A 13,516-nucleotide genomic window follows, 5' to 3' on the forward strand; every position below is an offset into this window, starting at 1 on the left:
CGTGCGCGGGCGGCCGGAAATCCCTACCGATCGACACGAATGAGAATAGGCGAATCGGCCTCGCGCTGCGCGCATTTCGCCCGCCGCGCTTGCGTTCGCGCGGCGGCGGCACGGCGTCGCAGACCGCGGGATACGGCGCGGCGCGCACCGGCGATCGATTCGCGCGCTTCGACGTGCATCTCGACGTGCATCTCGACGTGCATCCGGCATGCATCGTGTCGTGGTCCGGAAGAAAAATGACACGCATTGTCTGGCAGTCATTTCGGCGTAAAATGCCCCACGCCGCCGTGAAGTACCGGCGTAGCACCTTTACGCCCGCGATGCACGTCGATCTATTCACCCTCTATCTCCTCGCGATCGGAACTCTTTTCGCCAGCGCCGGCATGACGCTCTGGGAGCATCGCACGCACCCCGGGCGCAGCAAGGAACTGAAAATCCTCACCGCCGGCTATGCCACGCTGGGCGTCGGCGTCGGCGCCGCGATCTGGCGCAGCGCGCTGCCCGGCGCGTGGGGCGCGGCGCTGAGCAATCTGGTCATTGTTACCGGTTATCTGCTGATCGCGCACGGCCTCGCCGTCATGAACGGCCGCCAGAACCGCGCGTTGTCGGCCGCGATTCTCGGGGTGCTCGCCATCGCCTGGATCGTTGCGGGCACGCGCGGCGAGTCCGTCATGTGGCTCTATCTCACGGCCATTCCGATCTCGCTCGCCTCCGCGATGGCCATGCGCGAGCTGCTGCGCAATCACGCGCTCAAGTGGTCGCAGGCGCATCGCATCGCCGTGATCGCGACGGGCGTCCATACCTTCGTGTATGCGTTCCGGGCCGCCGTGCTGCCGTGGCTCGCGACGCGCTACGGTCAGGCGCTGCTGCCGGTCGTCAGCAAGGTGACGATGTATGAGGGCGTGCTGTATTCAGTCGTGCTGCCGATGACCTTGCTGCGGCTCGTGCGCGACGAAACCCACGGGCAGCTTTTGCAGGAATCCCAAACGGATTATCTGACCCGGCTCGGCAACCGCCGCTGGTTCTTCGAGGAAGGCGCGCGCGTGCTGAGCCGCGCCGGCACGCGCGAGCGCGTGGCGCTGCTGGCGTTCGACCTCGACCAGTTCAAGGCGATCAACGACCGTTACGGCCATCAGACCGGCGACGACGTGCTCAAGACCTTCGCGAGCATCGCGCGCGCGGCGCTCGGCGACGACACGCTGCTTGCGCGCATCGGCGGCGAGGAGTTCGCCGCGCTGATCGCCGGGCGCGACAGCGATCAGGTGCAGGCGCTCGGCGAAACCATCGCGGCCCGCTTCGCCCGGAGCGCCGCGCAGCCCGTCGACGGCACGGGCATCCGCACCACCGTCAGCATCGGTCTCGCGCTCACGCACGGCGCGCAGGCGCACGCCGAAGCGGCCGCGCTCACCGACCTGCTCGCCGCCGCCGATTCGGCGCTGTATCGCGCCAAGTCGCTGGGCGGCAACCGGCTCGAACTCGCGCAGGGGCTCGAACGCTCGTCGCGTGTGTGAACGCTGGATACGCAGCGCGCTTCCAGCAATCCAGAAAGAAAGCGCACATGAAAAAAGGCCGCTCGGAAGCGGCCTTTTTCTTTGCTGGCAGCGGACCGGCGAATCGCCCGGCCCGCGCGCCGCGCGTTACATCGACTTGCGGAACGGCGCGCCCGAATGTTCGCGCAGCTCGTTGAAGACGATCTTCGGCCACGCCTTCTGCGCGACTTCGATTTCCGACACGTGCGAGGCCAGATAGGTCGGCGCGTTCGACGCGTCGTAGGCCATGCGGGCTTCGTACGAATCGGTGAAACGGCGCAGTTCGGCGGGATCGTCACAGGTGACCCAGCGCGAGAGGCGATAGCGCGCGGGCAGCAGGCGCACGGCCACCTTGTACTCGGCCGACAGACGGTGCGAAACCACTTCGAACTGCAGCTGGCCGACCGCGCCCAGAATCGTCGCGCCGCCGTGGATCGGGCGGAACACCTGGATCGCGCCCTCTTCGCCGAGCTGCTTGAGCGCTTCGCCCAGCTGCTTCGCGCGCATCGGATCGACGACTTCGACGGTCTGGAAAATTTCCGGCGCGAAGAACGGCAGCCCCGTGAATTGCAGGTCTTCGCCTTCGGTCAGCGTGTCGCCGAGACTCAGCGTGCCATGATTAGGAATACCGATGATGTCGCCAGGGTACGCCTCGGCCACGGTTTCGCGGCGCTGCGAGAGGAAGCTCACGACGTTGTTGGCGCGGAAGGTCTTGTTGTTGCGCGTGACCTTCAGCTGCATGCCGCGCTCGAAATGGCCCGAGCACACGCGGATGAACGCCACGCGGTCGCGGTGCGCGAGGTCCATGTTGGCCTGCACCTTGAACACGACGCCCGTGAACTTCGCTTCTTCCGGCGAGACCGCGCGCTGCACGGCCATGCGCGGCGACGGCGGCGGCGCGAGATCGACGAGCGCGTCGAGAATTTCCTTCACGCCGAAGTTGTTGATCGCCGAGCCGAACAGCACCGGCGACTGCTCGCCGGCCAGGAACGCGTCGCGGTCGAACGTGGGCGTCGCGCCCGTGATCAGCTCGACCTCTTCCTTGGTGCGCTTCCAGTGATAGCCGAAGCGCGCTTCGCCGTCGGCGTCGCTGATGTTCTGCAGCGTTTCCACCGCGCCGCCGAGCGACTCCTGGCCCGCGCGGAACACGCGCACCTGATCGCGCTGGATGTCGTAGACGCCCTGGAATTCCTTGCCCATGCCGATGGGCCAGGTGAACGGCACCGCCGCCACGCCGAGATGCTGCTCGATTTCGTCGAGCAGATCGAGCGGCTCGCGCACTTCGCGGTCGAGCTTGTTGATGAACGTGAGAATCGGCGTCTTGCGGCTGCGGCAGACTTCGAGCAGCTTGAGCGTCTGCGCTTCCACGCCGTTCGCGCCGTCGATCACCATCACGGCCGCGTCGACGGCCGTCAGCACGCGATACGTGTCTTCCGAGAAGTCCTCGTGGCCCGGCGTGTCGAGCAGGTTGATGACGGCGTCGCCGTACTCGAACTGCATGACCGAGCTGGCGACCGAAATGCCGCGCTGCTTTTCGATCTCCATCCAGTCGGAGGTCGCGAAGCGGCCGCTTTTCTTGCCCTTCACGGTACCGGCGATCTGAATCGCGCCCGAGAACAGCAGCAGCTTTTCGGTGAGCGTGGTCTTGCCCGCGTCCGGGTGAGAAATAACCGCGAACGTGCGGCGGCGTCTGAGTTCAGCAACTGACATGGATGGAGCGGGTATACGGATGAATTCGGGCAACCGGCCGCACGGCGGGGGTTACGGGGACGGCCTGAGCGGCGAATAGCACGAGCGGTCGGAAAAACCGGGGCCGGCGTGCGCGCAGAAAGGCGCCAGGGGACGAATGATACACGTCATTACAGCCCCCGACTAAAAGTTCGACGCAGCTCGCGACAGCGCAATCCTGCACGGATTCGCAACGGGCGGCGGCGGCGCATCGCCGGACGCGCGCGGGTGAGCTTTTACGGGAGACGCGCGGACACGGTTGCGACGTCCACGAACCGCGCAGGCGAGACGCAATCGAAATGCAAGCGCGGCGCGCGAAGCACGCGGCGGTGCGGCCGCGCAAGGCGGCGCACGGCATATGAGCAGTCGACGGGATCGCGCCGGAGGGTGCGCGCGGCGCGTCCGCACTGAGTCGACGGTGAGCCTTTACGGGAAGCGCGCTGCCGGCTTCCCGCGCCCGCTCATTCCTTGATCAGGAAACGATCGCGGTTCTTCAGACCGGACAGCCAGCCCGGTGCGCGGCCGCGGCCACTCCAGGTTTCGCCGGTCTTGGGATTCTGATAACGCGCCGGCAACGGCTTCTTGCGCGGCGCGGGTGCGCGCTTCGCGCTAAAACCCAGTTCTTCGGGCGTAATGTCGTACTCGGCGATCTTTTCCTTGATCTCGGCGATGGCCAGCTCGATTTCCTTTTCGCGAGCCGCCGCAACTTCCTTATGGAGTTTTTCGAGTTGCGCGGTCAATTGCTTGTAGCTCGGCATAAAAAATAATCTCCGGTTCGGTCAGACACGGCCATTGTGACCGTTCTGGCGCCAAAGAGTGCCGGTTATCGCGCATTTTTCTCGCACTTCACCGATTTTCATTGCGATTTATTACATAAACGCCCCAAAAACAGGCAAAGACTAACGCACCGATTCGTGTGAAGAACACCCCTTGGCGCGGCGCTCCAACGCGCACAGAGCCTCGGAAAGACGCTTCACGCGCTGCATTTGCGAAGGCACCAGAATCGCCACCTGCACCGAATCGAGACGGCCTCGCCAATAAGAAAGTGGAATGCGGTCCTGACCTGAAAGCCTTGCAATCACATGTTCGAGATGTTCTAAATCCTTTTCAAGTTGGTGGTGATTCATTACTGCCCCCGGCATGAACTGTCTTTATGGAAGACGTCGATTCAAAACGCGTCCGCGCATTCGATGATTTATCGCCCGATTTCGATTAATATTCGTCACCGCCTTAAATGTCGTGCTGCTTCTCCGCTATCTGCCCAGGATAGCGAACATTCAAATCGCATTGCTTCTCAAGAATAAAGTCGGCGCGCCCGCCAATCCGTTGCCTACCGCACGGAACCCCATGGACAGGGCGCTCACGATGATGACCGTTCGGTCAGCTTTACGGACCGAAGATTAACGGCGGCTATTCAATCTGTATATTCCTCAATTGTGGAAGAAATATGCATTGCGCATTTTCCACGACTGGCGGGCCGCGGCGGGTATCAAAATGAGAACGGCGTGAAATCGAACGAATTGCAATACGACCGGCTGCTGAATGTTATTTACGAAACCCTCGAGCACCCTTCCGCATGGAAGGATTTTTGCGCGGAATTGAGGAAATCGACGGGGGCCGCTTCGGTGCATCTTTGCGCATTCGAGCGGCAGCGTGAATTGTTTTCCTGGGCCGACGGTTTCAGCCTGCTCGAAACGGAGCCGCTGGAACGCATCGGCCCGCTCTATCGCGACGACCCGCGGCTCGAGTGGCTGCGCAGCGCGGCGCCCGGGGAATGGCAGCACTGCGGGCCGCAATCGGCGCTGCAGGACGCGGCGAACAATGTAAGGAACGAACCGGATGGCGCACGGCATCCGGTGCTGGAGCCGTGTCTGCTCGCGGCGGGTTCGCGCTGCGTTTCGCTGTGCAAGCTGATCGACGGCGGCGCGCTCACGGCGATGCTCGCCCTGCGCGGCGAAGCGGACAGCGGCCCGTTGTCCGACGAGGCCCGCGCGCTGCTGGAGCGCATCACGCCGCATCTGATGCGCGCGGTGCGCGTGACGGCGCGCCGCCACGTGCCGGACGCCGACGCGCTCGCGAACCGCGCACGCGTGCCCGCCATGCTGGTGAACGCGAGCGGCGAAGTGCTCGACAGCAACGACGCCGCGCAGCGTCTGCTGCGTGCGACCTTGCTGGTGCGCGTGCGCGGGCGGCGGCTCGCACTGGCCGCGCCGCATCAGGCGCGCTTTCTGGAGGACGTGGCGATCAGCGAGGCGCGTCTGAAAAACCGCGTGAGCGGCGCGCGCGCGGCGGCGGCGCGGCTGCGCGCGCTGCGCATCGTGGCCGGCGAAGGGCCGGAGGGCGTGGAGCCGGATTCCGCAACGGAACCGCTGTCGCCCGGCGCGCCGGGCGCTGGCGGACCCGAAGTGCTCTACGCGTTCTACAACGTGCTGACGCCCGGCGATGCCTCGGCGGCCGAGCCGCACGCCGTCGCCGCCCTGATGTTCTATCACCCGCGTTCCGCGCCCGCCGTGGACGAGCAGGTGCTCGCCGAAGCGTTCGACCTCTCGCCGGCCGAATGCCGGATCGTGCATCTGCTGGTGGAAGGGCACACGCAGAAGGAGATCGCCGCGCGCGTGGGCGTGCAGCACGACACGGTGCGCAAACAACTACAGTCGATCTTTCAGAAGACCGCCACGCGCCGTCAGCCCGATCTCCTGCGTCTGCTGATGAACCTGCCGTCCTGCGCGCCGCCGGGCGGCTGACGGACGCGAACGGCGCCCGGACGTCGAGGCGCTCGACACGCTCCGGGCGCGGACCGCACCGCCGCGCTTACTTCGCGTGGCAGGCGAAGACGAGCGTGTACACGTCGCCGTTGGTCGAATTGTCGACGGTGTCATACGTGCCGCCGCAGCGCGCACGCGCCTGCTGCACGCAGGAATCGCGGTCGCCGGCGGCAGGACACTGGACCTGGACCGTCGGACGGCCATCGGACAGAAACAGCGGCGGGCCGCTGCTGCACGCGGACAGCGCCGCGAGCAACGCGCAAGCGCCTGCCGCGAAAGGCAGCCTGCGAAAACGGAACAACGACGAACCGAAACGAGTCATGGAGTACCCCGGGGGCTTTCTAGTTTTTCGACGATGCGATTGTGCCATGCCCGCTCGCGCCTGCGCGGCATCCGGGGCGCATCGGCGTGCGCGCGGGCGACGTTCAGTGCACCGGAGTGGACGACGCAGCGGGCGCGGTCGTCAGCGTCTTGTAGGGCAGCGGCGCGCGCGGATCGGCCGCGAGGCGCACGAACACCTGCTCGACATCGGCGATCGCGGCCAGCCGACGCTCCAGCGCCGCGCGGTCGAACGCGGCGGGCGCGCAGCCCTCCGCATAGACGAAGCGCCGCTGCACGGTGATCCAGATGCTGGTGCCCGCGAGCGAGGCGTCGCCGGAGAAGGCGGCGCGGACGGCGTTCGCGATGTCGGCGTCGTAGAGGTAGGAGTTCGGCTTCGTGCACTTGTGCGCGAGCCAGCAGGTCGTGCCGCGCTCGACGCGATAGTGCGCGTCGTCGTCGGCTTCGGCCTTGCTCATGCGCGGGCCGAGCGGCTGCGGACATGCGCTCGACGCCGCCGACAGCGCGAAGAACGGATCGTTGTACCAGTTGCGCATGTCGCCGTCCTGCGCCCATGCCGACGTCGGCGACGTTGCCAAAATCGTCGACATCGCCATCACTATCGATGCCGCCGCAAGCGTGCGTCGACACGCATCGCGCGCGCCGCTTGCCGCCCTCGCTGACCGTCCGCGCATCGCGCTCTCCTTGCCCCGCTCCTTGCCGTGTCCGATGCTCGCCGCGCTAACCGCGCGCGTCAAGGCGCGCCGCGCAATCTCCTCTCGCGGGCGCGAGCCGATTCGGTACAATCGCTGCGGCGCACCATGAACGGCCGGTGCAGCCAAAGATATGCAATAGAAGTGCATCGACGAAGTGCAACACGCATTGCAGGAGACTCCATGTCGTTCATTATCGTTCTCGCGGCCCTGGCATTTCTGATGCTTGCGGCCTATCGCGGTTACAGCGTGATTCTGTTCGCGCCCGTCGCCGCCCTCGCAGCTGTGCTGCTCACCGATCCCGCGGCCGTCGCGCCCGTGTTCTCCGGCATCTTCATGGAGAAAATGGTGGGCTTCGTGAAGCTCTATTTCCCGGTGTTCCTGCTCGGCGCCGTGTTCGGCAAGGTCATCGAGCTTTCGGGTTATTCGGAGTCGATCGTCGCGGCCGCCATCCGCTATATCGGCCGCTCGCGCGCCAACGCGGTGATCGTCGCGGTCTGCGCGCTGCTCACTTACGGCGGCGTCTCGCTGTTCGTGGTGGTGTTCGCGGTCTATCCGTTCGCCGCCGAGCTGTATCGCCAGAGCGGCATTCCCAAGCGGCTGATGCCGGGCGCGATCGCGCTCGGCGCGTTCTCGTTCACGATGGATTCGCTGCCCGGCACGCCGCAGATCCAGAACATCATCCCGACGACGTTCTTCAAGACCACCGCGTGGGCCGCGCCCGCGCTCGGCGTGATCGGTTCGCTGTTCATCATCGTGGTGGGGCTCACGTATCTCGAATGGCGCCGCCGCAGCGCGATGGCCAAAGGCGAGGGCTACGGCACGTCGCTCGTGAACGAGCCCGAACACGTGCAGACCGACCACCTGCCGAATCCGCTGCTGGCCGTCACGCCGCTCGTGCTGGTGGGCGTCGCAAACTTCTTCCTGACGCGCTGGATTCCGCAGTGGTATGGCGACACCTACACGATCGCCCCCGACGTGCTGCCCGGCATCCACGCGCCCGTGACCACGACGGTCAAGCAGGTCGTGGCGATCTGGTCGGTCGAAGGCGCGCTGCTGCTCGGCATCGTGTTCGTGGTCCTGACGGCGTTCTCGCGCGTGAAGGATCGCTTCGCGATCGGCACGAAGGCGGCCGTCGCGGGCGCGCTGCTCGCGTCGCTCAATACGGCATCGGAATATGGCTTCGGCGGCGTGATCGCGGCGCTGCCCGGTTTTATCGTGGTCAGCGACGCGCTCAAGAGCATTCCGAATCCGCTCGTGAACGCCGCCGTTTCGGTGAGCGCGCTCGCGGGCATCACGGGGTCGGCGTCGGGCGGCATGAGCATCGCGCTCGCGGCCATGTCCGATCTGTTCATCAAGAGCGCGCAGGCCGCGCATATTCCGCTCGACGTACTGCATCGCGTGGTGGCGATGGCCAGCGGCGGCATGGACACGCTGCCGCACAACGGCGCGGTCATCACGCTGCTGGCGGTGACCGGGCTCACGCACCGCGAGTCGTACCGCGATATTTTCGCGGTCACGGTGATTAAAACGCTCGCGGTGTTCTTCGTGATTGCCGTGTTTTATACGACGGGGATCGTTTAAGTCCTTTGTCGCGTTTTTGTTGTGCTCGCGATCGTTGCTGAAGCAACGACAGTTTGACGCTGACGCACAAACTCTGCTTTTAAATTCTCCTGCGAAACGTACGGCGCCAGCCTCGGCGCTGCTACGTTTCGCTCACTCCCGTCGCAAGCTGTCTTCCTCAAGACCTGAAAATATCAACGCCACCGCAGTCGCCTTCCTTTGCATTCAGAGCGGAATAAATTCAATGCAAATCGCATTTATGTAATACATAAGAATGTAACTTGAAGGCATTTTGAATCAATTTCCCACCTCGAATTTCTGTAGTTCCACGACAGCTCGAAAAACAATAAAGAATTGAAGCCGGCTGCCGTAAATCAACCATGTCTGTGTTGGGTAAGCCGTGTTTAGCAAGCAGACATCTTGGTGTTTCAAACAATTGAAAACCTACCGGGGATAATGAAATGACGAAGTTCTATCGAACCCTGTCGCTCTCTGTCGGCGTCGCGATGCTTGCAGCAGGATGCGCATCGGGACCGCAGTACAAAGACGTGGCATCGTCGATACCGACGCTCGCTGCCGATCATGGCCGCATCTACTTTTTCCGCTCGGACAGTTTCGGCGGCGCCATGATCCAGCCCGAGATCAAGCTTAACGACAAGGTCGTCGGGCACTCCGTTCCGGGTGGATTCTTCTACGTCGATGAAACGCCTGGCGACTATACGGTGTCGACCACGACGGAGACGAAGAAAGAAGTAACGTTCGCGCTCCACGCGGGCGATACGAAATACGTGCGGACGTCGATCAGCATGGGCATTCTGGTGGGGCATATCACGCCGACACTGGACGATCCGGACACTGCACCTCACGAGATCGAGCAGCTCAAATACATCGGCGCACCGGCGACTACCGCCGCCCGATAAAACTCATGAGTTAAACCGGCCGGACAAGCACTCTTCTGTATAGAGCCGGTAGACGCGGTTACGATTCACGCCCAAGCCTTGGTGTTCAAGCACCAGATGTACCCGACGTTATGGGACGCTCAGGTCCTGCGCATTGGTAGCGATCGTGCCACCCGTATCGTCGAGCGTGCCGCCCGCGCTGATCGCCTGATCGGCGGTTCCCGTCTGCACGATCTTGCCGCTACGGTTGACGAGGTTGCCCGGCGTGGCAACGCTCACTTGCGCGGCCGATATCTGGCCGCTGGTGTTATCAATCGACGCGCCGCTCACCGTCGCCGTACCGGTCGCGCCAAGCGCGCCGCCGACGTTGGTCAGCGCGCCGGTTGCCTGTGCGCTCAGGTTGCCGCCTGCCGTCGCCGTGCCGCCGTCGTTCCCAAGCGTCTGCGCCTTGAGAGTCGCGTCGCCCTGCGCCGAAACGGTGGCGGCATTCTGCAACGTGCCCGCGCTGATGCTCACGTCACCGTTGCCACCGATCACGCCGCTCGAGGCGTTCAGCACCTTGCCGGTGGCATCGAGCGTCAGGCCCTCCGTATCGAGCGAGACGATATGGCCTGCCGTGTTGTCTACCGACCCGGCCTTTACCGATGCTGCGCCTGCGGCCTGCAAGCTACCTTGCTGGTTCGCAAGCGCACCCGCTGTCTGCACGTTAAGCGTGCCGCCCGCAGCGACCTGGCCGCCATTGTTCGTGATTTGTGCGCCCGAGAGCTGGGTGTTGCCACCGCTGCCGATCTGCGCCCCGCTCGTATCGAGCGTACCAGCCGCGCTGGCTGTGAAAATCGTCCCGGCACCCGCCGTTGCGCCAGTCAGCGCGAGATTGCCGCCTGTTGCAGTCAACGCGAGCGCGGATCCGGCGGAAGTCTGCGACCCCGCCAGATTGAGCGACACGCCATAAAGCGTGACCTGTCCGGTTGCCGCGTTCGTACCGGTCGCTGCGAGCGAGCCCGCCGACACCACTTTCAGGCTGCCGCTGCCCGTCAGGTTGCCGCTACTGTCCAGGGCCGCCGCGAGCACGCCTGACGATTCCACACTACCCGCGTTGAGGTTCAGGTCCGACTGCGCGGCGAGGGTAAAGCCATCGCCCTGAACAGCGATATTGCCCTGAGTGACGTTGAATCCAGTGAGATTGCCATTGGCGTCAAACAACGGATTGCCGGTCGTGAGAATGCCGCGCGAGGTATTGATGAAACCGCCGCCGTCAACGACGATTCCCGATGGGTTCGCCACGACCACATCCGCCTTCTTGCCCGCGACCTCGATATAGCCTCGCAGTTGAGAAGGGTTATTGCTATTGACCTGGTTGACAATGATTTTGGCGGCGTCATTCGCACCGAAATTCGGATTACCGCTAATCTGACCTGCGAGCTGGGTCGACGTAATAACCGACGAATTGTTCAGAATTGCGCCACTACGCGATACGTCGAATTGCGAATAGGTGTTTAGCGATACGCCGGCGCCTGAAGGCTTCTGGATGTTCACCTGCGGCAGCCCATTGGCCGTGCTGATGACGCCCGGCGCGTGCGCGCCCGAAGGCACGATCTGCGCAATCGATAATGCAGGACTCAGCCCGAGCAGCGTGAGCGCGGCGAGCGCCGCGTGACGCATTACGCGCTTCGCGATGGCCCCGACGATTTTGTTTTGACTCGGCCCGCACTGCCGTTTGCGATCGCCGTTTCGGCGACGGCAACCACCATTCCCCGCGACTTGCTGAACACAAGCCGGTGACAACCGCTATTCATTTTTCTGGTACCCGTCACGCTGGAAGAGGTCTCGCCCGCTCCTCAAGGCGTCTTCCCATTGCTACACACGACACCCGCGCACCGTGGCATCGCCCCCGAATTGCTTTTTATATATTTCTAGTGATTTCAACCTGTTACGGGGCGCAGGCTAACAGATTTGCAACTGTGTCGGTTGATTTTTTTAAATGTTTAACAAAAAATGCAGATTGGGCAAAAAATCGACGAAGCAAAGCGTCATTCTCTTTTGCTGAAGATGCTATGAAAATGAAAAGGCCTAGCGTCGTCAATAGCCGAATTGCGCGTCATGCCGGAATATCTAAACAGCGCGTCTGCGGCATCTTGTCATCGCGCCAAAGTCCGCACCGGAAATCGAAAATACGCTAAACATTCCGGCGCGAGTATCAAACTTGAACGCTTGAGCGATCCCAAACCCCATCACTTCCCCACATGCGGCCGCAGCGCCGCCAGCCAGCAGACCACCGCCACCGCGCCCGCATCGGGCGACCCCACGGCGCGCGCGCCCAGATAACTCGCTCGCCCCACGCGCGGAAGCATATGCGCCGTCGCCTGCGCGCCATGTTCCGCCGCCGTCACCGCTTCAGCCCACGCGCGTTGCGTGTCGAGCCCTTGTTTCAGGGCCGATTCGAACGCATCGCTCGCGGGAATCAGCGCATCGAGCATCGTTCGGTCTCCTGCCTTTGCGCCGCCGAGTTCGCTGATCGCGTCGATCGCGCCGCGCAGTGCCTGCGCCCATTCTTGCGCCGCCGGTTGCGCCGATCCCTGCAGATGACGCGACGCGCGCAGCAGCGCCGTCGCGTAGAACGGCCCGGAACTGCCCGCGATCGCCTTGTGCAAACTCACGCCCAGCGACGACAACGCATCGGGCGCCGTCGCGAGCGCGTGCATCGGCGTGGCGTTCATGGCGTCGGCCGCGCGGCGCATGCTCGCGCCGAGGTCGCCGTCGCCCGCTTGCGCGTCGAGTTCGGTGAGCCGCGATTCGTTGTCGGTCAACGCCTGGGCCACGGCATCGAGCACGGCCTTGATGCGCGTCGCGCGTTCGGTGCCTGCCGCATCGAGCACCGGCGCGGCATGGTCCTCGCGCTGCACGCCGGACGTGTCGAGCCGTACCGTGCGATTCAGGCAGCCCTTGCCGGGCCACGCATGTGCTTCGGTCGCGGCGTCGAGCAGCGCGAGTTTGCCGTCGTCGACACGCATCAGCGAAATCGAACAGCCCGGCATGTTCAGCGCCGATAGAAACGTTCCCGCCCACGCGCGCTCCACGCGCAACTCGCGGCGCGTGAGGCTCGCGCAGGCCGCGCGCAGCACGATGGCGAGTTCCATCTGCGGCGTGGCACCCAGACCGTTGACGAGCAGCGCGACGCGCTCGCCGCGCGTGATCGCGAGTTCGTCGAGGACGTTCACGAGCAGCGCTTCGGTCAGTTCGTTCGCGGGCAACGGCGCGCTGCGCTCGACGCCTTTTTCGCCGTGGATGCCGAGGCCCAGCTCGATTTCATCGTCGGCGAGCGTGAAGCTCGATTGCGCGACGCCCGGCAGCGTGCAGCCATCGAGCGCCACGCCCATCGTGCCGAGATTGGCCACCGCGTCGCGCGCGACGGCGGCCACCACTTCGAGCGTCGCGCCGCGCGCCGCCGCCGCGCCCGCGATCTTGTGGATCAGCACCGTGCCCGCGATGCCGCGCCGCTGGCTGCGCTCGGCGTGGCCGCGCAAGGCCACGTCGTCGGCCACGGTCACGACTTCGACGGGAATGCCCTCGGCGCGCGCCAGTTCCGCCGCGAGGCCGAAGTTGAGGCGGTCGCCCGTGTAGTTCTTGACGATCAGCAGCGCGCCTTTCGGCCCCGCCGTCGCGCGGATGGCCGCCAGCACGGCGCTCGTGGGCGGCGACGTGAAGACCTCGCCGCAAACGGCCGCGCTCAGCATGCCCGCGCCCACATAGCCCGCATGCGCGGGCTCGTGGCCGCTGCCGCCGCCCGAGATCAACGCGACGGGCCGCGACGGCGGCTCCGGAATGTCCCTGCGAATAAGCACGTTTTCGTCGCCGAGGATGACGACGTTGGGCGCCTGCAACGCAATGCCTTCGAGCATTTCGTGCACGACGTCGGACGGGTGATTGACCAGTTTCTTCATGACGACCCTGTCGAAAGCGGTTGGACATCCCGGGTGCCATGCAGCGCGCATCGCGCGCCG

General features: G+C 64.5%; 14 protein-coding genes. 4 read left to right on the top strand and 10 right to left on the bottom strand.

Annotated features, from left to right (window positions below):
* Nucleotides 1–23 precede the first annotated feature (23 nt).
* A complete protein-coding gene (locus BMY06_RS38340) occupies nt 24–203 on the bottom strand; it encodes a hypothetical protein (RefSeq protein ID WP_124260685.1) in 180 nt (59 codons plus the stop codon).
* A gap of 117 nt (nt 204–320) precedes the next feature.
* Here BMY06_RS38340 and BMY06_RS00380 point away from each other — a divergent pair, with 117 nt between their 5' ends.
* Nucleotides 321–1,511: a GGDEF domain-containing protein gene (locus tag BMY06_RS00380; RefSeq protein WP_074981356.1), complete on the top strand. Its 1,191-nt coding sequence runs from the start codon at nt 321–323 to the stop codon at nt 1,509–1,511.
* A 126-nt stretch (nt 1,512–1,637) separates the two neighbouring features.
* Here BMY06_RS00380 and BMY06_RS00385 read toward each other — a convergent pair whose 3' ends face one another.
* The 3 genes from BMY06_RS00385 to BMY06_RS00395 form a co-directional block, all read right to left on the bottom strand.
* The gene (locus BMY06_RS00385; protein WP_065065676.1) at nt 1,638–3,239 is read right to left on the bottom strand and encodes a peptide chain release factor 3; all 1,602 of its coding nucleotides are present in this window, start codon (nt 3,237–3,239) and stop codon (nt 1,638–1,640) included.
* Nucleotides 3,240–3,718: 479 nt separating this feature from the next.
* Nucleotides 3,719–4,015, bottom strand: coding sequence for an H-NS histone family protein (locus BMY06_RS00390; protein ID WP_065065675.1), 297 nt, complete (start codon nt 4,013–4,015; stop codon nt 3,719–3,721).
* Nucleotides 4,016–4,156: 141 nt separating this feature from the next.
* On the bottom strand, nt 4,157–4,384 hold the full coding sequence (locus BMY06_RS00395; RefSeq protein WP_074981360.1) for a hypothetical protein: 228 nt from the start codon (nt 4,382–4,384) through the stop codon (nt 4,157–4,159).
* Nucleotides 4,385–4,762: 378 nt separating this feature from the next.
* Here BMY06_RS00395 and BMY06_RS00400 point away from each other — a divergent pair, with 378 nt between their 5' ends.
* Complete coding sequence (locus BMY06_RS00400; RefSeq protein ID WP_074981016.1) at nt 4,763–6,001, top strand: helix-turn-helix transcriptional regulator; 1,239 nt, start codon at nt 4,763–4,765, stop codon at nt 5,999–6,001.
* A 67-nt stretch (nt 6,002–6,068) separates the two neighbouring features.
* Here BMY06_RS00400 and BMY06_RS00405 read toward each other — a convergent pair whose 3' ends face one another.
* On the bottom strand, nt 6,069–6,392 hold the full coding sequence (locus BMY06_RS00405; RefSeq protein WP_231957797.1) for a hypothetical protein: 324 nt from the start codon (nt 6,390–6,392) through the stop codon (nt 6,069–6,071).
* Between the two features lie 55 nt (nt 6,393–6,447).
* Nucleotides 6,448–6,951, bottom strand: coding sequence for a BON domain-containing protein (locus BMY06_RS00410; RefSeq protein WP_065065694.1), 504 nt, complete (start codon nt 6,949–6,951; stop codon nt 6,448–6,450).
* Between the two features lie 285 nt (nt 6,952–7,236).
* On the opposite strand from BMY06_RS00410, the gene BMY06_RS00415 reads away from it, so the two are divergent.
* Both BMY06_RS00415 and BMY06_RS00420 read left to right on the top strand, forming a co-directional pair.
* A complete protein-coding gene (locus BMY06_RS00415) occupies nt 7,237–8,637 on the top strand; it encodes a GntP family permease (RefSeq protein WP_065065672.1) in 1,401 nt (466 codons plus the stop codon).
* Between the two features lie 440 nt (nt 8,638–9,077).
* A complete protein-coding gene (locus tag BMY06_RS00420; protein WP_074981018.1) occupies nt 9,078–9,536 on the top strand; it encodes a DUF2846 domain-containing protein in 459 nt (152 codons plus the stop codon).
* A gap of 3 nt (nt 9,537–9,539) precedes the next feature.
* Here BMY06_RS00420 and BMY06_RS40600 read toward each other — a convergent pair whose 3' ends face one another.
* The 4 genes from BMY06_RS40600 to BMY06_RS00435 form a co-directional block, all read right to left on the bottom strand.
* Nucleotides 9,540–9,632, bottom strand: coding sequence for a hypothetical protein (locus BMY06_RS40600; RefSeq protein ID WP_373681575.1), 93 nt, complete (start codon nt 9,630–9,632; stop codon nt 9,540–9,542).
* Nucleotides 9,633–9,644: 12 nt separating this feature from the next.
* Nucleotides 9,645–11,177, bottom strand: coding sequence for a filamentous hemagglutinin N-terminal domain-containing protein (locus tag BMY06_RS00425; RefSeq protein ID WP_074981020.1), 1,533 nt, complete (start codon nt 11,175–11,177; stop codon nt 9,645–9,647).
* Nucleotides 11,177–11,311, bottom strand: a complete 135-nt coding sequence (locus BMY06_RS40605; protein WP_080180839.1) for an ESPR-type extended signal peptide-containing protein — start codon at nt 11,309–11,311, stop codon at nt 11,177–11,179. Before BMY06_RS40605 ends, BMY06_RS00425 begins: the two co-directional genes overlap by 1 nt.
* Nucleotides 11,312–11,746: 435 nt before the next feature.
* On the bottom strand, nt 11,747–13,456 hold the full coding sequence (locus BMY06_RS00435; RefSeq protein WP_074981022.1) for a dihydroxyacetone kinase family protein: 1,710 nt from the start codon (nt 13,454–13,456) through the stop codon (nt 11,747–11,749).
* Between the last annotated feature and the right edge of the window lie 60 nt (nt 13,457–13,516).

The sequence above is a fragment of the Paraburkholderia tropica genome (assembly GCF_900109265.1).
GTDB classification, from domain to species: Bacteria; Pseudomonadota; Gammaproteobacteria; order Burkholderiales; family Burkholderiaceae; genus Paraburkholderia; species Paraburkholderia tropica.